This window comes from Pigmentiphaga sp. H8 (genome assembly GCF_003854895.1).
GTDB lineage: Bacteria > Pseudomonadota > Gammaproteobacteria > Burkholderiales > Burkholderiaceae_B > Pigmentiphaga.
This window is the reverse complement of sequence record NZ_CP033966.1, coordinates 1,355,089-1,373,418: the sequence shown is the minus strand read 5'-3', so window position 1 is coordinate 1,373,418 and position 18,330 is coordinate 1,355,089. Positions and strand designations below refer to the sequence as shown.

Annotated in this window: 14 protein-coding genes; 3 read left to right on the top strand and 11 right to left on the bottom strand. The window is 67.5% G+C overall.

Translation table 11 applies throughout. From position 1 onward, the window contains the following. Positions 1–9: 9 nt before the first annotated feature. Positions 10–879, bottom strand: coding sequence for an alpha/beta fold hydrolase (locus EGT29_RS06515; RefSeq protein WP_202865597.1), 870 nt, complete (start codon positions 877–879; stop codon positions 10–12). 2 nt (positions 880–881) lie between these two features. Further along, the gene (locus tag EGT29_RS06510; RefSeq protein WP_124688252.1) at positions 882–1,637 is read right to left on the bottom strand and encodes an enoyl-CoA hydratase/isomerase family protein; all 756 of its coding nucleotides are present in this window, start codon (positions 1,635–1,637) and stop codon (positions 882–884) included. Between the two features lie 115 nt (positions 1,638–1,752). On the opposite strand from EGT29_RS06510, the gene EGT29_RS06505 reads away from it, so the two are divergent. Together EGT29_RS06505 and EGT29_RS06500 are read left to right on the top strand one after the other, a co-directional pair. Then, entirely contained in the window at positions 1,753–3,279 is a 1,527-nt protein-coding gene (locus tag EGT29_RS06505) for a class I adenylate-forming enzyme family protein (protein WP_124688251.1), read from the top strand. An 80-nt stretch (positions 3,280–3,359) separates the two neighbouring features. Continuing rightward, entirely contained in the window at positions 3,360–4,085 is a 726-nt protein-coding gene (locus EGT29_RS06500; RefSeq protein WP_202865596.1) for an IclR family transcriptional regulator, read from the top strand. Between the two features lie 10 nt (positions 4,086–4,095). Here the strand turns inward: EGT29_RS06500 and EGT29_RS06495 are convergent, their stop codons facing one another. From EGT29_RS06495 to EGT29_RS06480, 4 genes are all read right to left on the bottom strand, one after another. Further along, positions 4,096–4,812 carry an aspartate/glutamate racemase family protein gene (locus EGT29_RS06495; RefSeq protein WP_124688249.1) on the bottom strand — a complete coding sequence of 239 codons (717 nt, stop codon included), beginning with the start codon at positions 4,810–4,812 and terminating at the stop codon, positions 4,096–4,098. A 20-nt stretch (positions 4,813–4,832) separates the two neighbouring features. Continuing rightward, positions 4,833–5,804, bottom strand: coding sequence for a tripartite tricarboxylate transporter substrate binding protein (locus tag EGT29_RS06490; protein ID WP_161567718.1), 972 nt, complete (start codon positions 5,802–5,804; stop codon positions 4,833–4,835). 148 nt (positions 5,805–5,952) lie between these two features. Further along, complete coding sequence (locus EGT29_RS06485) at positions 5,953–7,608, bottom strand: ATP-dependent DNA ligase (RefSeq protein ID WP_124688247.1); 1,656 nt, start codon at positions 7,606–7,608, stop codon at positions 5,953–5,955. Continuing rightward, a complete protein-coding gene (locus tag EGT29_RS06480) occupies positions 7,605–8,630 on the bottom strand; it encodes a ligase-associated DNA damage response exonuclease (RefSeq protein WP_124688246.1) in 1,026 nt (341 codons plus the stop codon). The genes EGT29_RS06485 and EGT29_RS06480 overlap by 4 nt, the downstream gene beginning before the upstream one ends. Before the next feature lie 205 nt (positions 8,631–8,835). Between EGT29_RS06480 and ssuE the strand changes: the two genes are divergently transcribed. Next, positions 8,836–9,414 carry an NADPH-dependent FMN reductase gene (gene ssuE / locus EGT29_RS06475; protein WP_124688245.1) on the top strand — a complete coding sequence of 193 codons (579 nt, stop codon included), beginning with the start codon at positions 8,836–8,838 and terminating at the stop codon, positions 9,412–9,414. Positions 9,415–9,445: 31 nt separating this feature from the next. On the opposite strand, the gene EGT29_RS06470 is transcribed toward ssuE, so the two are convergent. The 5 genes from EGT29_RS06470 to EGT29_RS06450 form a co-directional block, all read right to left on the bottom strand. Then, a complete protein-coding gene (locus EGT29_RS06470) occupies positions 9,446–10,426 on the bottom strand; it encodes a DUF6607 family protein (protein WP_202865594.1) in 981 nt (326 codons plus the stop codon). A gap of 34 nt (positions 10,427–10,460) precedes the next feature. Beyond that, the gene (locus EGT29_RS06465; protein ID WP_124688244.1) at positions 10,461–11,921 is read right to left on the bottom strand and encodes a porin family protein; all 1,461 of its coding nucleotides are present in this window, start codon (positions 11,919–11,921) and stop codon (positions 10,461–10,463) included. A 120-nt stretch (positions 11,922–12,041) separates the two neighbouring features. After that, positions 12,042–12,881 carry a hypothetical protein gene (locus EGT29_RS06460; RefSeq protein ID WP_124688243.1) on the bottom strand — a complete coding sequence of 280 codons (840 nt, stop codon included), beginning with the start codon at positions 12,879–12,881 and terminating at the stop codon, positions 12,042–12,044. Positions 12,882–12,993: 112 nt separating this feature from the next. After that, positions 12,994–15,483 carry a PKD domain-containing protein gene (locus tag EGT29_RS06455; protein WP_124688242.1) on the bottom strand — a complete coding sequence of 830 codons (2,490 nt, stop codon included), beginning with the start codon at positions 15,481–15,483 and terminating at the stop codon, positions 12,994–12,996. A gap of 54 nt (positions 15,484–15,537) precedes the next feature. Continuing rightward, on the bottom strand, positions 15,538–18,309 hold the full coding sequence (locus EGT29_RS06450) for a TonB-dependent receptor (RefSeq protein ID WP_238160312.1): 2,772 nt from the start codon (positions 18,307–18,309) through the stop codon (positions 15,538–15,540). Between the last annotated feature and the right edge of the window lie 21 nt (positions 18,310–18,330).

Genomic DNA, 18,330 nt, shown 5'->3' with positions numbered 1-18,330 from the left:
GGGCGCGCTTCACGGCCGCGCCAGCAGCGCCCGCAGCGCCGCCACCAGCGCCAGCGGCTGGTCCAGCATCAGATAGTGATAGGCCTGCGGTATCACGACGGGCCCACGCCCATGCCGCAGGCAGGCCACGATGCGTTCCGCGTCCTGTGGGCGGATCACGGTGCTGAACTCGCCGCGCACGTAGTCCACGGGAATCTCCAGTCCGCGCAGCAGGCCCTCCATGTCGGGCTCGTGCGGACCGGGCGGCAAGCCGGAATCGAATTTCCAGATCCAGCCCTGCCCTTGCGGGCGCAGCGAGAAGCGCGCCACGTGATCCAGCAGGAAATCGTTGTCGCACGGCTGCTCCGGCGTGAGCCGATAGCGCGCCCTGGCGCTGGCGAAATCCGGATAGGGATCGAGACGCGGTCGCCGGGGCGGTGCCGCCGAACTGGGCGGACTGTCGGCGAACCGGCAGATGCTGTCGATCGCCACCACGTGCCGGATGCGGTCCGGGAAATCCGCCGCGGCCCGCAACGCGCGGGCACCGCCGAAGCTGTGCCCGACCACGGCCGCCGGCCCCAGCCCGGCATCGGCGATGACCGCGGCGATATCCGCGGCAAAGCTTGCCGCGCTGTACGCCGGGCGGCGCTCGCTGTCGCCCATGCCGGCAAGGTCGATGGCGGCCACGCGATAGCGGTCGGCGAAGCAAGGCGCGATGAAATCCCAATAGTGCGCATGCGCCCGGTAACCGTGGACGAACAGCAGTCCCGGCCGCGAGGCGTGTTCCAGTCCCCATCCCAGGTAGTGCAGGCGCGCGCCGTCCGCCAGGACGAAACGCGATTCGGGGCGCTGGGCCAGCGCGTGCTCGAACCAGGCGGGTGCTTTCGTTTTCTCCGTCACCGTCAATCCATCCTGGCTCGCGGCTGCGCGCCGCCGCCGTCCACCACCGATGCATGGCGGCCGGACTGCGCGATATCCACTCGCGCCTGGGCAACGAGTTGCAGATGGCGCGCAATGGCCGCGCGCCGCTCGGCCAGCACCAGCTTCTTGGTCAGCCTGGTGGCGCTGAGCGAATTGCCCGCCAGCGCGCGCGCCAGTTCCAGCGCCTCGGCATGGGGGTCCGGCGCGATCCGGTTGACCAGCCGGATCTCGCGCGCTTCATCGGCCGTATAGGCCCGCCCCGTCAGCATGATCTCCAGCGCGGCGGCCTCGCCCACGAGGCCCGGCAAGGTGATGTCGCTGATGCCGGACAGCATGCCGTGCTCGACCTCGGGAAAGGCCAGGCGCGCGTCCGGCGCGGCCACGCGCATGTCGCAATGGATGGCCAGCGTCAGTCCGAAGCCGATCACATAGCCGTGCAGCGCCGCCACGACCGGCTTGGTCAGCTCCACGCCCACCGAGGGAATGGCGTTGGCCAGGGTGTCGGTGTCCACCGTTCGTCCCGTGGCTTTCATTTCCTTGAAGTCCGACCCCGCCGAGAATGCCTTCAGCCCCGCGCCGCGCAGCATGATCGCGCGCACGTCGTCGCGCGCCTCGGCCTCGCGCCAGATGTCGCCCAGCCGCGCCTTGTGCGCGGCATCCAGGGCATTCAAACGTTCGGGACGATTCAGGGTGACGACGAATACGCCGTCGCCGGCGGCTTCGAATTCGATGCTCATCGATGCTCCTTTCCATGCCGCGCGCGTCGAGGCAGGTTCAGACGGGATTCTAGGAATAGTTTGTATAGAGCACAACTTGTGTTTATTATGAACATACCCTCTCCCATCCGCCGCCATGACCCTTCCTGCGCTTCTCGAACAAGCCCGCCGGGCCTGGCCCGACCGCTGTGCCCTGATCGATGCGGACAGCGGCCGGCGCTATGGCTTTCCGGAGCTGGTGGACGAAGTGTTCGCCTTCTCGCGCCGGCTGCTCGCGGCCTGCGACACCCGGCCGGGCGACCGTATCGCGCTGCTGGGAGACGCCACGCCCGACTTCCTGTTCGCGGACTATGGCGTCATGAGCGCGGGCCGCGTCAGGGTCTCGCTGGATCCCGCTCTGGATCCGGCCGAACAGCTCGCGCAGTTGCGCGACGCCGGCGCAAAAGTGCTGCTGTACTGCCCTTCCCATGCGGATCGCGTGCAAGCATTGCGGCCGGATCTGGCCGCCTGCGGGGTCGAGGCTCGTCCGCTCGACAGCCTGGCCGACGCCGCCGGGTCCGTCCCGCCCGATGCGCCCCCACCCGTCTGCTGCGAGCCGGACTGGGTCGCGGCGCTGAACTACACGGGCGGCACCACGGGCCTGCCCAAGGCCGTGGTGCACACACACGGCAGCTATTGCGCGGCGCTCCACAACATCATCGCGGCACGCGCGCCGTGGACGGGCGACCGGATGCTGAACGTGCGGCCGCTCTGGCCGATCGCGGCGATTTCGCTGCTGGCCCATCTGCTGCAGGGCGGCACGCTCATCCTCGGCGCACACTTCGAGCCCCGGCGTTTTCTCGACCTGGTGGCACGCTACCGGCCGACCTGCACCTCGCTGGTTCCGACGCACCTGGTCCGCATCCTCCGGGTATTGTCCGGCGAGCGCGCCGGTCTCGACTCGCTGTCGTGCATCGAAATCGGCGCCGCCGCCATGCCGCCGGAACTGTTCGAACAGGCGGTGGCCGCTTTCGGCCCCGTCTTCTCCGTCATCTACGGCCTGACCGAAGCGCCGTGGACCTGCTACCGGCCTCCGCCCGCCGCCTCCGAACTGCTGGCCGATCCGGCCGGCACGCTCGGCCTGGTCGGCCCCACCACCGACCGCGCCGACATCGCCATCGGCGACGGCCAGGCCCCCTTGCCACCGGGAACGGTCGGCGAAGTGCTGATACGCGGCGCCCACGTCATGCGAGGCTATTGGAACCAGCCCGGGCTGACGGCGGCCGTCCTGGACGACGGATGGTTCCATACCGGCGACCTGGGCTGCCTCGATGACCAGGGGCGGCTGCGCATACAGGGACGGGCCAAGGCCATCATTCGCACGGGCGGCAAATCGGTGCAGCCGGCCGAGGTGGAACAGGTGCTGTGCAGCCATCCGTCCATCCTCGAAGCCGCCGTCGTCGGCATCGCCGACCCCGAATGGGGCGAGATCGTCGCCGCGGCCGTCGTCGCGCGGCCCGGCACCCATCCGGGCGGCGACGAGCTGGCGGCCTTCTGCCGGGAGCGCCTGTCCGCGCACAAGCGCCCCAAGCGCCTGGTGTTCATGGACGCCCTGCCGCGCTCCCATTACGGTAAAGTGTTGACCCGGAAGATCCAGGACGCGATCGCCGCCCGCCAAGACTGAACCTCCTTTAGCGTGAACAGGCCCTAGCCTTGCAGACGACGCCAGAACACCGCCCGCCGGACGCCGAAGGCACCGGCCGCGTGCAATCCGTAGACCGTGCCTTCATCGTGCTGCGCGAACTGGCCAGCACGCCGCAAGGCGCCACGGCGCTGGACCTGTCCCGCCGCACGGGCATAGAACGAACCACCGTCCATCGCCTGCTCAAGACGCTCGTGCACTGGGACATGGTCACGGCCGACGACGGCGTCTATGCGCTGGGCCCCGAGTGCCTGCTGTTCGCCACGGCGCATGCCAGCCGGCTCAACGTGCGGCGCGCGGCGCTGCCCTACGCGGTCGAGCTGCAGGAAAAAGTCCTGCACGGACGTTCGGCGCTGGTGTCGATCTCGGTGCCGGCGCGCGACCGGGTCATCATCGTCGAACGCATCTGGACGCCGCGCACGCCGATGAACGTCATCATCGACATCGGCAACCAGTTCCCCATCGACGACTGCGCCAGCGGCAAATCCATCCTGTCCACGTATCCCGATGATCTGTGCCTGGCCACGCTGGGCCAGGCCCGTTACGACAAGGTCCGCCCCGCGCTGCGGAAAATCCGCCAGGCGGGAGGGTTCTGCGCCACCGTCGGCCACTACAAGCGCGGACTGGCCTCGCTCGCCTGCCCCTTCCATGGACGGGGCCCGGCGGCGCTCGGCGCCATCGTCGTCTCCGGCCTGGACCTGGACGACTGCCTGGACACGGGTTCGTCGCTGGCGCAGCACCTGTACCGGGCCTGCGAAAACGTGTCGGCCGCGCTGCAGCACGGCTGACACGCACCGGCTAGACCGAGGGGTAGCGGCGCGGCCGCAGCCCCGCCTGGAACCAGTTGATCATCGACACGCCGTCGAACACCGGGATGCCGAAGCGTTCGGCGATGTCGGCGCTGAACGGCGTCATGTTGGCGCACTCGGACACGATGGCGCCCACGTCCGGATGGCTGCCCAGCAGGCGCTCCGCCGCCTGGAGCACTTCGGCGCGCATCGCCTCGAAGCGCGGCACGGTATCGCCCGACTTGATGGACGTGACGAACACCGAGTCGGCCGGCATGCCCTCCACCGGCGTGTCGGCCGCCACGCCCACCGCCTCCAGATGCGAGGCATGCAGGCTCTCGCGGCTGAAGGTCAGGATCCCCACCCGCTTGTCCGGCGCGATCAGGCGCTGCGCCAGCGGCACCTGCAGCAGGCTGCTGGAGGCTACCGGCACGCCGCAGGCGGCCGTCAGTTCCCGCTGGTACAAGGCCAGGAAACCGCAGGTCGTGGCGATGCCGTCCACCCCGCCGGCGACGAGGTCCAGCGCCGCGGCCTTGAACTCGTCCAGCAGCCCCGACGACTCGAGCGCCATCATCTTGTCCGGCGTCGCGCCCTCGACGACGCGGTACTGCACGGGAAAGTCCCAGGTGCCCGCGTGGCCGACATCGCCCGGCAGGCGGCAAAACCCGGTCTTGACCATCAGGATCCCGACGGACACGCCGTGGAAGGTCTTCTTGCGTCCGGCCACCCTTGCTTCCTCCGTCCCGTTCACTTGGGTTCGATCTTCGCGTCCGCGACGGCCTGCGCGTACTTCTTGCTTTCCTGCCGGACGTAGTCGCCGAACTGCTTGCCCGTGACCGTGCCGGCCACCATCCCCTGCTTGTCCAGCCAGGCCTTGAACTGCGGCGACCCCAGCACCTTGGTCAGGCCGGCCTGGACGCGCCGGGACACGGCCTCCGGTATGCCGGCGGGCCCCCACATGCCGTACCACGAAACGAAGTCCATGTTCGGCACCCCTGCCTCGCTCAGGGTGGGCACCGAAGGCAGCAGCGCGCTGCGGCGCTCGCCCGTCACAGCGATGGCCTTCAGGCGGCCGGTGCTGACGAAGGGCAAGGTGGTCAACACGGGATCCATGATCGCGCTGAGCTGGCCGCCCACGATGTCGGTCAGCGCGGGAGCGGATCCCTTGTAGATCACCATGGGGATCGACGTGCCGGCGCGGACGTTGAAGGTTTCCATGGCCAGATGGCCGCCGGAGCCGAAGCCGCCCACACCGAAGTTGATCTTGTCCGGATGCGCCTTGGCCTGCTTGATGAAATCGCCCACGGTCTCGATGCCGCTCTGCGGCGAAACGACGAAGACCAGCGGCGTGCTGGCCACCATGCCGATGGGCGTGAAGTCCTTGTGCAGGTCGAAGCGCTGCTTCTCTTTCATCACGAGCGGATTGACGATGACCGTGCTGGCCGTCAGAAGCAGCACGTGGCCATCGGGCTCGGCGCCGGCGACATATTCCGCGCCGATGTTGCCGGACGCCCCCGCCCGGTTCTCGACCACCACTTGCTGGCCGAACTCCTCGGACAACTGCGCGGCAAGCGCGCGCGACAGGGCATCCACCGTTCCGCCGGGCACATAAGGGGCGACGATCCGCACCGGCTTGACAGGGAATCCCTGCGCCGACGCCTGTCCCGCCACGAGAGCCAGGACAGCTGTCGCGCCGGCCGTCATTCTCTTCATCATCATGAACGCATTCTGCATTCCGGCATCCTCGATCAATTGTTCGCAATATGGACAACCTGTGCGATTCAGGATTAGGTTATGCGCGGCGCCTGGTTCGGTCAACGAATTTTTGGGCAGACGCTTATGGCTCCCTGGAATGAGCCCCCGGGCATCACGTCCCGGCCGGCGCCGAGGGCAGCAGCGCGGACAGCGTTTCCAGCGTGTCGGCCTCCTCCACCGGCTTGTCCTGCCGCCAGCGCAACATGCGCGGAAAGCGCACGGCGATGCCGCTCTTGTGGCGCGCGCTGCGCGCGATCCCTTCGAACCCCAATTCGAATACCAGGGTAGGCAGCACGCTGCGGACCGGTCCGAAGATTTCCTGCGTGGTCTTGCGCACGACGGCATCCACCTTGCGGATCTCGTCGTCGGTCAGGCCGGAATAAGCCTTGGCGAACGGCACCAGCCCGCGCCCGGGCGTCCCCGGCGGCGCATCCCAGACGGCGAAGGTGTAGTCGGTGTACAGGCTGGCGCGGCGGCCGTGCCCCTTCTGGGCGTAGATCAGCACGGCGTCGATCGAATAGGGGTCCACCTTCCACTTCCACCACAGCCCCACGTCCTTGCTGCGCCCCACGCCGTAGCTGCCGCCGGCTTGCTTGAGCATCATGCCTTCCACGCCGCGCTCGCGCGAACTCTCGCGCAGCCGGGCGTAGTCTTCCCAGGAACTTTCCCCAAGCAGCGGACTGGGCAGCAACACGGGAACTCCCGCGGCGGCCAGCAGCGCGTCCAGCGCGGCGCGCCGCTCGCGCTGGGGCCGGGCGCGCCAGTCCTGGCCCTCCCGTTCCAGCAGGTCGTAGGCCAGCAGCGCCACGGGTACGTCGCGCAGGATCCGCGGCGTCAGCGTCTTGCGGCCTATCCGCTGCTGCAATTGCGCGAAGGGCTGCACCCTGCCCTCCTTGTGGACGACGATCTCGCCGTCCAATACGGTTCCTTCAGGCAAGGCCGCCGCGGCCTGGAGCAGCTCGGGGAAACGGTCGCTGACCAGCTCCTCGCCGCGCGACCACAGCCACGCTCCACTCGCGCGCCGCACCAGTTGCGCCCGGATGCCGTCCCACTTCCACTCCACCAGCCAATCGGCCGCCGACCCCAGCAGGCGATCGAAATCCGCGATGTCCGCCTGCAAGGAATGGGCAAGGAAGAACGGATACGGCATTCCGCTTTCCTGGCGGCCAGCCGGCGCCTCGGCGGCGATCAGGGCCAGATAGCCCTGGGCCGACGGCCGCGCGTTCAGATCGGTATAGCCCACCATGCGCTGGGCGACCTCCTTGGCATCCACCCCGGCCAGCTCGGCCAGGACGCGCGTCACCAGCAGCCGCGACACTCCCACGCGGAAACTGCCGGTAATGAGCTTGGTGAAGACCAGCCGGCCGCGCGTGTCGAGCCGGCCCCAGGCCTCCAGCAAGCGGGGCTTCAAGGGTCCGGGATCCATGCCGCGCAACGGCAGCAGACTGTGCTCCATCCATGCGGCCAGGCTGGCATCGTCGGCATGCGGCGTGTCGGGCAGCAGCAAGGCGATGGTCTCGGCCAGGTCTCCCACGGCCTGGTAGCTTTCCTCGAACAGCCATTCGGGAATGCCGGCGGCCTCGCGCGCATAGTCCTTCAACAGCTTGGCCGGCACCAGTTGCCGCGGCTTGCCGCCCGCCAGGAAATACACCGCCCAGGCGGCATCGGCCGGCGGCGCCTGGCGCAGATAGTCGAGCATGGCCGCGCGCTTGCCCAGACTGGAGGTCGTGGCCTCGAGCGCGACATAAAGATCGACGAAGGCCTTCATGTTTCGTCCGCCCCTGCCACGAGATCGCCGGTGTCGCCGTCGTCTTCATCGCCGTACTCGGTAGCGAACGTCTCCGCATCCAGGCCGCGCTCGCGCAGCCAGCGCACCATGGCATGCGCGCTGCCATGGGTAACGAAAACCCGCTGCGCTCCGGTGGCGTCGACGGCACGCTGCAGGGCAGGCCAGTCCGCATGGTCGGACAGCACGAAGCCACGGTCCACGCCCTTGCGCCGCTGGTTGCCCCGCACCCGCATCCAGCCGCTGGCGTAGCCGTCGGAATGGTCGCCGAAACGCTTGATCCAGGGCGAACCCTGGGCCGAAGGCGGCGCCAGCACCAGCGCCTGCCGCAGCGTGGACTTGTCGGCGACATCGGCCATGCGCAAGGCGGGCGGCAGCCGGACGCCGCTACGGCGATAGCCGTCGTCGATGGCGGCCACGGCGCCATGCGCGACGACAGGTCCGATGGCAGGGTCCACGCTGGCCAGGATGCGCTGCGCCTTGCCAAAGGCGTAGCAGAACAGCACCGAGGCGCGCCCCGCCTGGGCGTTCCGCCGCCACCAGTCGTTCACCTCGCCGAACAGCGCCTCGCGGCCGGGCCAGCGATAGATGGGCAGGCCGAAGGTCGACTCGGTGATGAAGACATGGCAGCGCACCGGTTCGAAGGGCGCGCAGGTCGGGTCGGCCTCGAGCTTGTAGTCGCCCGAGGCCACCCAGACCTCGCCGCGGTACTCGATGCGTACCTGGGCCGAACCCAGTACGTGGCCGGCGGGATGCAGCGATACCTTGACCCCGTCCAGCTCCACCGCCCGCCCATATTCCAGTGTCTGCAGCGGGATGTCGCCCAGCCGGATGCGCAACACCTGTTCTCCCGCCGCGGCGGCCAGGTAGGCGCCGTGCCCCGGGCGGGCATGATCGGCGTGGGCATGGGTGATCACCGCCCGCTCGACGGGGCGCCACGGATCGATATGGAAGCGACCGGGCGGGCAATACAGCCCGTCGCGGGTGGCGACGACGAGATCCATCGGCGTTTTCCACATAAGCCAATAACCGGAAGATATGAGCGCCGCGGGACGGACACAAGCCGGGCATCGCAAGCGGATGGTTCGGTTCGTGAGCAGATGTGAACGCGCCGCTTGTGCGTTCAGCTTCTGAGCAAATGCGAATTTCTTGGTTGGGTTCCGGCGGGCGCGGGCTTATGGTGACAGCCTCGACATTCAGCAGCCCGCCATGTACTCGATCCTGACCATTACCGGCAGCCCCTCGGCCGTCTCGCGTTCGACCCTGCTGGCCCGGACCCTGGACGCGCACCTGCAACAGGCGGGCTACGCGATCCGCTCGCTGAACGTACGCGACCTGCCCGCCCAGGCCCTGCTGGCGGCCGACACCGCCGATACCCGCATCGCCGCCGCGCTCCGGTCCCTGGCTTCGGCCGATGCCGTGGTCATCGCCACGCCCATCTACAAGGCAGCCTACAGCGGGATCCTGAAGACCTTCCTGGACCTGCTTCCCCAGACCGCGCTGCAAGGCAAGATCGTCCTGCCACTGGCCACGGGGGGCTCGCCGGCCCACCTGCTGGCCGTGGACTATGCCCTGCGTCCCGTGCTGAACGCGCTGGGCGCGCGCCATATCCTGAGCGCGGTGTTTGCCGCCGATGCGCAGATCTCGGGCGACGCCGTGACCGGCTACCAGCTCTCGGCGGAGATCGCCGACCGGCTGCACGCCAGCGTGCGCGAATTGAACGCCGGCGTGGCGGCCAGCCGCCTGCGCGTGGTCCGCGGCGAAGAGCGCGAGCGCCTGTACGCCTGAACGGACGGGCGCCCCGCGCCCCTGCCCCCGACTAGGGTGCCGACACCCACGGATCGAACAGCTCGCGGATGTCGGCGTCGCCGATCGCGACGCCGTTGTACGCCTGCTGGGACTGGATGTACATGCTCATGATCATCTTCATGCCATCGACCGGATAGTTCAGCCTGACCCCCTGCCCCAGGGCGATGCGCCGGCTCCACTCGGCACGGATGCGGCGCCAGTAGTCCGAAGTGTTGTCCCAATAGACCTGGCCGCTGCGGAAGTTGAAGCCGGTAATGCGGCGGTAGTCGTTGACGCCGGTCTCGCGCACCAGTGTTGCGCGTTCCCGCTCGCCTTCGCGCACCACCTTGCGATTGGCCTGTTCGTGCAGCCAGCCCTCGGCCGTGATGCGGTGCGTGTTGACGATGCCCAACGCGTTGTAGTCGGCGCGCCGGGTATATTCGCGCCTCGGCAGCGGCCGCCACCCGGCATCCGAGGTCCACGTCGGAATGTCGTTCTCGTAGGTCCACTTGCCGGTGCCGCAGTAGCGCGGCGCATCGCTGACCTCGTAGACGCACTGCGTCCAGGCTCCCTTGGTGATGGCCGGATCGATGGGACGCAGGCGCCAGGTCTGGTTCTCGGTGAACTCCAGCCGCGCCGGCGCCTGGTAGTGCCAGTCCTGCCGCCAGTGCTTGACCACGAAGCCGGCGGTGCGATGCACCAGCAGGTGCTGGAGCACGATGCGGTCGCCCTGGTCCTCGGCCACCAGCACCATCTCGTAGGCGCCGCTGCGGTAGCGCCGCTTGGGCTCGTAGCCAGGCGCGGGATCGCTTTCCTCGAAATTGAAGCCGACCCGGTACTCGCCCACCATCGCCAGGATGGCCTGCCGGTCGCGCTCCAGGCCTTCGGCATGGCTGATCACCTGCGGACGCTTTTCGTCCGGCACGGCGCGAACGTGGGCGGTGGACAGGCAGCCGCCCAGCAGCACGGGCAGCAGACACGGGAAAAGCAGGTGTCGGAGTTGGATCTTCATGTTGGGGATTCCGTTAAAGGGTGTTGAAGCATCGTCAGAAAACCTTGGTGAAGCCCAGCGTGAGGCGGTTCTTCTCGTAGGTATGAAGGTGCGGGATGCTGCTGCGATTCTTGCGGTACTCGTAGCTCATGGTGGGCGTCATCCCCTGCCAGGCGTAGCCCGGCAGCGACACGCTCACGTACAGGCTGCCCTCGTGGTCTCGCTGGCGCTTCCCGAATAGCGCGACGGCCTCGTCCGCCTGCCGCTGGCGGTAGCCGTAGGCCATGTTGACCGCCACCTTGCCGCCGAACGATTTGTAGATTCCCAGACGCGCGCTCTTTTCGCGGTAGGCGAAGATGCCCAGGTTCGCCTCGCTCTCGCGCCAGGACAGGCTGCCGTACACCAGAAGATCGGGGCGGACGGCGTACTGCCCGAACAGCCCTATGCTGCGAAAGTCGCCTTGCAGGCTCTCCAGCCGCTGCGCAAAATGGCGATGCTTATATTCGTAGCTGGCTTCGAGCATCGCGCGCGGGCTGACCTGCCGGCTGATGCTGGTTCGAAAACCAAAGGCGTGATAGGCCTTATGCCCGCCTTCGCGGTCGTATTCGAACAGCGGCAGGAACTGGAACTGATTGCGCGCCGACCCGTACTGGTAACCGAAGTAAGTGGTCGATGCGAGGTTGCCGTAATCGTCTTCGTTCCGGTAGCGGTTGCCATAGTTGAGGCTGCGCAGCATGAAGGCGTGGTTGCCCGCCAGCGGCCATAGCTTGTTGACGGTGCCTTCGAAATAGGCGCCGGTGTCGGCGGCCTTGCGGCCCGGCACGTTCTCGAAGCATGCGTCCAGGAACCGCAGGGCGCACGGATCCACGATCGTCGAAGCATTGTTCAGATTGTCCTCGCGTACCGCCGACAGGGACAGCGTGATCCGCATGCGCGTGCGCTGCTCGATGGCCGCCAGATAGTCGGCGACGTGCCGCTCGATTTCCGGCGGAAGCGGCCGGGCCTGCAGCCGCTGGAAGATCGCCTGCGCATCGCGCAGGCGATTGTCGATGAACAGCACGCGTGCCAGGTCCAGGTCGCCTCGGGTAAACAAGGGGTTTGCCTGCAGCACCTGGCGGTAGCGGTCGATGGCGTCGGCATGATCGCCCTGGGCCGCCAGGCGGCTGGCCTCAACGAACGTGAACAGTGCCGGATCGTGCCTGGGAACCTGTTGGTACTGGCGCAGCAGCCGGTCCGCGCCGAACCAGTCGTGCTGATTGACGGCGTTCAGGATCGCGAGCGTAAGCTGCCCTACCCGGGCTTCGGGAACCTGCCAGGCCGACAGCATGGACTCGTGGACCCAGCCTCCCTGGCCATCGGGACGGGACGGCGCGGCCTGGCGGCGGATTTGCCGGGATTGCTGCTCGGCACCCTGCCAGAGCCGGTCAGCCGTGTCCTGCTGGGCCCAGGCGGAGCCCAGGCCCAGGCACCACAGCCAGGCGGTCCAGCGGAGAAAGCGAGGAAATGAAACGGTCATGGGGCCGGCGCGATACCAGTCGACCAGGCCCCATCCGAAAGCGGGGCCTGGAGAAACCACACGCCAACGTCTCAGGCGGCGGTTTCTTTTTTGGTGGACATCAGGAAAGACGGGTGCCGCTTACTTCTGGCGCGCGCCGAAAGAAGCGACATAGCCCGTGCCGAGATAGGTGCCGCTGGCAACCCCGGCCAGCGCGCTGGCGTTCGCGCCGGCATCACCGAAGAATTGGCCCTGGCTGGTGCCGTTCGTCGCGCCCGGAGCGGTCGTGCCCACGTAGTACTTGGCAGTCCCGCTGAAAACCGCGCCGCCGGTAGCGGCGATTTCCAGCGTTTTCTTGCCCGTGCCGCTCCCCGCGGTGAATTGCCCCGAAATGGATGTGGCGCCCGACGACACCGTCAACTGGCCAGGCAGGACGCTCGGTGCGTTGACGGCGGTGCTCGGGGTGGCCACCAGGGCCACGCCTACATAGTCGGTCGACGACGACGGCAGGACGCGGTCCTTCTTGTCGCCCACGTACCACGCCTGGTGGTCGACCAGGCCGGGCGTGGCGGAATCCGCGCTGGCGATGCCGAAGTAGACGCTCTTGGCCAGGCCGGGAATCTTGATGCCGTCCAGGCCGACCGCCAGCGGTTCCTCTCCCTCGTGTTCCGGCTCGGTATGGATGAAGCCGGGCGCCAACTGATGGTAGGTGAAGACCCAGTTGGTGCTGGTGCCGGCCAGGGTCTGGTCCAGCGCGGAGACGTGGGTGAACGACTCGATGCTTTGCAGGCTGATGTAGTCGCTGGTGCCGGCGGCCGCGATGCCCGGCGCGCCGATCGGGCCATGGAATCCACCCACGGTGGTGGGTCCGAGGTTGACGAGATTCACCACGCCCGCCTTGTCGCTCACGACCTCGTAGGTCTGCGCCTGTGCCGCGCCGGAGACGGCGAGAATGGCCAGTGCAATCAGTGCTTGCTTCATGATCATCACTCCTTGGATGTGTGCCAGGCACACGGGACGCCCGTGGCGGAATGCCGCGGACAGGCGGCCCGGCGCCCGCCGGGCCGCGGCCTCCCCAGTCGGCCGCGAACGTTCAATTGAGCGGCCCCCGATGCAAGGTGTAGCCTTCCTTTTCCGCAACCCGGAAGGACCACGTGAACTGATAGGCATCCACGATCTTTTGCAGGCGCGCTCCCTCCGCATTGCCCTCGGCCGTATTGCCCAACGCCGTCCATGCGGCATGGAGCTGTGCTTCATTGGCGATGGGCGGACGCTCCAGGGAAAACTCCACCGAGTCGCCCTTGCGAATCACCTGGTTGTTCCGAAGACCGTTGAAGACGGGCTGATAGCCCTCGACCACCGAGGACGTGCCCAGGTCCACGATGGTGTAGTCGCGGTCGAAGGCCGTCAGGCGAAAGCGTTCGACGGCCAATGACGTAGCGCCGCTTTCCACCGGCTGGACATTGCTGAAGCGCGCATTCGCGGCGGCCGTGAAGGGAAAGAACAACTGGATGTTGCCTTCCACGTCCGAATCGCGGTCATTGGCCAGGAGCCGCTCCAGCAGTAGCGTCGGGTAGTTCTCACGTCCCTTGATGACCGTGAAAGCCACGCGTTTGGGGTCGGAAACGGCGACCCCGTCGCTGATCCTTGCCTCCACCACGTACTCGCCGGGCACGGCAAGGTCGAAGCCGTTTCCATTGGGGTGGCACTTTTCCCCGGCGGCCGTCGAGCACGAATAGGAAGGGAAATTGGCGCCTTCGGGCTGCTTGATGACAGAAATGTCGTAGTACAGCGGCGAGTCCTGATCCGGGTCGAACATGTATTGGACGTTCGAGGTAAGAAACATCGGGGCGGACTCGGCGATCACCGGCTGGCCCGGCGTGGTTCCGCTGTCCAGGCCGCCATTGCCGTTCGGATACCAGATGTAGTGATTCTGAAGCGAAAGGCGCGTCAGTACCGGCGGGTTGTTGCCCACCTTGGCGAAGGCGCTGGCGCTGGTCGTCGCCCCCACCCGGTTGCTGATCGCTCCCTTGGAATCCTTGACCTGCAGAAAGGCGATGTACGGACCGGGCTTATCGGCCACCACGCTGGCGGTGGGATCGTTCTGGCTCTGGGTCAGCACGGCGCTGCTGCCGGCCGGGCGCTCCAGGGTCCAGGTGTAGAAAAGCTGGTCGCCGTTCTTGTCGGAGCTGGCACTGCCGTCGAAGGTGATGGTCTGGCCGACCAGGATCTTGGCCACGTCCACCTTGGCGCTGGCCACCGGTGCGACATTGGCGCCCGTCTTGATGCTGAGCGCATAGTCCGCGACCGCGCTGTCCAGCTTGCCGTCGCTGACGACGAGCTCGAACCGCCAGTTGCCCGTCTTGCTGCCATCCAGCACCACGGAGCTGGCCGTCGACGTCAGCCGCTCGCCCGGGGTGGCCTGGTTCCAGTAGGTCCACTGGTAGGTCAGCGGATCGCCTTCAGGATCGTGGGAGGCATAGGCGGCAATCGTGCAATAGGGGTAGTAGATGGAGGTGCCGCCGAGCTCGCATTCGCCGGTGCCCGAGATGCCGGCCACCGGAGCGGTATTGACGGTATCGTCCGCGGCTTTCGCGACGTTCACGATCACGCGCTGCGTGGTGGCGGCGTGTCCGTCGTACGCCATGAAGTCGAAGGTGTACTTGCCGACGACGTCGGGAACGAATTCGGCCTTGGCGCTATCGGCATTGGCGATCGTGGCCTTGCTGCCGACCGGAATGGCGGCGGTGGTCGGGAAACGCCAGCGGTAGCCCAGCGCATCGCCGTCGGGATCCTTGCTGCCGCTGCCGTCGAGCACCACGGGCCGGCGCAGCGTGCCGGCAAAGACCAGGTAGCCGTTGCGGTCGTACGCGGCATCCGCCGGCGCGGTGATGGAAACGACCGGCAGGCTGTTGCCGGTATTGACGGTGATCCTGACGTCGGCCGGCTCGCTGGTCTTGTCTCCATGGCGCACGACGAGACTGGCGCGGTAGATGCCGACCCGGTCGGCAAGGAAACTCGCCTTCGCGCTGGTCGCGTCTCTCAGGGCGGTGATCAGCTCATTGTCGGGTTGCTCGACCAGGGTCCATTGATACCGCAGCTCGCCCACGGCCGCGCCGGTGGGCGCGAGGCTGTGGCTGCCGTCCAGCACGACGGTGGCGCCGCGCAATACCGTCTGTTCCGCGGGAATGGCCACTGCCAGCGGATTGACGCTGGTCGCCGTGATGGTCACGCGCGCGCTGCCGCTGGACGTGCCGTCGCTGACGATCAGGTCGGCCGCGTAGTCGCCCGGCAGGTCCGGGGTCAAGGTCGGCCTGGCGCTGGCCTTGTTGGACAATACCGCGCCGCTGCCCTCGGGTTTGGCCGACAAGGTCCACGCATAGCTCAGCGTGCCGCCATTGGGCGTGGTGCTGGCGCTGCCGTCGAGCGTGACGGCCGTGCCGATGGGCACGCTGGTCCGGTCGGCGGTGGCGATGGCGGTGGGCCGCGCGGTGCCGGAGCCGGCGCCGCCGCCATCTCCACCGCCGCATGCGGCAAGCAGCATGACGGCGATGCCCGCCAGCCCCGCTCTGAGGTTGCGCAAGGAAAGAATCATGGCTGTGGAACCCTCTGGTGGTTGAATGGAATATCCAAGGTCTCAATACCTCAAGGTCACGCTGACTCGCGCCGTGCGACCCGGGGCGGGGATCAGTCCCAGGCTCAGGGCGTCGAGGTAATAGCGGTCGGTGATGTTGTCGAGGTTGAAATCGATGCTGACGCGATCGTTGACCCGGTAGCTGGCGAACAGGTCGAACACCCGGTAGGCATGCCAGGGCACGATGGAAAGGAAGCTGCGCTGGGTGTCGTCGTTGTATCGCGGCGCATTGGTGCGCCGGCCCATGAAGGTGCCGCGCACGCCCAGTACGAGCCGGTAGTCCAGCAGGCGCGCCCCCAGGGTGATGCTGCCGTGCCACTTGGGCGGCACCATGTTGTTGATGTAGCTGCCGGCGATACCGTAGTCGTTGCAGCGCTCGGCCCGATAGCTGCCGGTATGGCAGATCTCGATCTTGTTGTATTTGGTGGCGCCGAATTGCGTGAACACCACGCCCAGGTCGTACGAACCCGACAACTCCAGCCCGTTGAAGGTCGCGCTGTCGATGTTGCGCATGGTGAAGTTGGAGGCCTGGCTCAGCTCGCCGCCCGCGCCGCCCTCTTCCCACAGGTTGGGAGTCGTACGCGTCAGGTAGTCCTTGGTGTGGTTGCGAAAGTAGGCCAGCTTCAGGCGCAATCTGTCGCGGCCAGCCAGGATGCCGTCCTTGAGATAGTTGACGCCGACTTCCTTGCTTCTGGTGTGTTCGGGCTTGAGGATGACGTCGGGCGCGGCATCGAACGAAAAGCCGGAGGTGCTCTCGAACAGGCTGGGCATGCGGTAGGCCTCGGCATAACGGCCGTAGAACTGCAGGCCGTGCTTGCCCGGCTCCCAGCTCAGGCTGATGACCGGCGCGGTGCCGCTTTGCTTGTTGCGGTTGGGCAGCGGATCGCAGGCGCCATCGCCATTGGCATCCACGCAGTTCGGGCTCTGCGGGTCGTGGACCGTGATGGGCTTGTCGTCATGCGACTTGAAACGGGTATGGCGCACGCCCACGTCCAGGGCCACCGTTTCCACGGGCTTGTACAGCCAGGCCACGAACGCGCTGTATTCGTCGCGGCTGCCCTGCCTCCCCGCAAGTCCCCGGAAGTCCGGCGCCAGGGGCGTGGTGCCGACATCCTCCCATTGTCCGGCCACGCCATAGCGCAACTGGCTTTCGCCCCAGGCGCGATGATCCAGGCTGGAGGTGTTCTCCAGGGTCAGCCCCCAGCGCCGGTATTTCTCGCGCTCGTTGTTGTAGAGATCGGGCTGGGTCGCGCTGGGGCTGTTGTTGGTGGCGCGAGTGCGGGTGTGCCAAAGATTGGCGCGCAGGTCCAGCAGGGGCATGCCGGCCGGATTCCAGTGGTAGCGGCTGCTGTAGGTGTCGACGGTGACGTCGCTGTTGCGTGGCTGCGTGATCGGCGCGAAGTTGGCGAAACGGACGATCTGCGAAGGCATGATCTCGCTGTACACGCTGCGATAGCGCAGGTAGCTCAGTTCGAGCTCCTGGTCCTGCGGCAGGTAGACGGTGCCCTTGAGCAGCGCGGACCTGCTTTCGTAGTTGGTGCCGGGAATGCGCTCGCCGGCCTGGAAATACGAAGCCCCGCGGACCTCGGGGCGAACCTCGGTATAGAACGGCAATTTGCGCCGGTTCGAAACATCGACCCAAGCCGAGGGGCCGTGCGCGCCGGCGTAGTAATTGCCTTGCTCGCGTTGCGCATAGGCCGCGACCAGATCGAATTTCTCCCAGCGCTTGGCGATGGCCAGGCTGCCGGCATAGCTCCTGGGCCGGAAGGTGCCGGGCCGGTCCAGCCCCTCGGGGTTGCCCCATTCCTCGGGCAGGGCGTATCGCCCGGAGCAGGCGGCGGCCGTCACGCAATCGGTGCGGTAGACCGGCGCAACGCCCAGCGTGCCGCCGGTATACAGCCCGGCCGGCGTATCGGCCGCCACGGGCGAGCCGCTGTTGTTGCCGATGGCCTGCCCGCGCACGCGCAGGCCGAAATCCTGGCCGGGCCGCACGATGTCTTCGGCCTTGATGGTCCGCATGCTGACCAGCCCGCCGGTGGCGCCGGTGCCTTCGGCCGACAGGGTCGGGCCCTTGTCGATCTGGATGCCGCCGATCAGGTCGGGATCGATGTAGCTGCGCGAGACCGCGCCGGAGTATCCCCGGTATACCGTGGTTTCCTGGCGGGCGCCGTCCACCAGGACGGGCACCCTGCCCTGCCCCTGCATGCCGCGGATGTTGATGTCCAGTCCGCCGCTGTTGCGAAGCTCGCCCACCAGCACGCCGGGCGTGTCGCGGAAGATGTCGCCCACCGACGTGCCGCGATTGCGCTCGATGTCTTCGCGGGTCAGCACGCTGCGAGAACCGGCGGTCCGGTAGGTCTCGTCCTTGGGATCCTGGTCGCGCGTGCCCTCGACCGTGATGGTCGGCAACATCGATTGGCCGATCGAGCTGCGCCGCAGGGAATAGATGCCCGCGTCATGGACGGCCTCGAAGCCGCTGGCCTCCAGCAAGGTGTTGAAGCCCTGCTGCACCGTGAACATTCCGCGCAGCCCGGGGCTGCGCATGCCGGCCAGCCAGGAGGCATCGAACGACAGCACCACGCCCGCCATGCCCGCGAACTGGCTGAGCGCCGCCCCCAGCGGTCCGGCCGGCACCTCGTAGTGGCGCGCCTCGGCCGCCACGGCGGTGCCCGTCGGCATCATCGCCGGCAGGCTGGCCGCCAGCATCAAGCTCCACAACAACCGACGCGCGAGAGTGCGCCGGAACGCGCACGCGCGGCCCTGCAACATGGTCATCCTTTCGCCCAAGACGTTCGT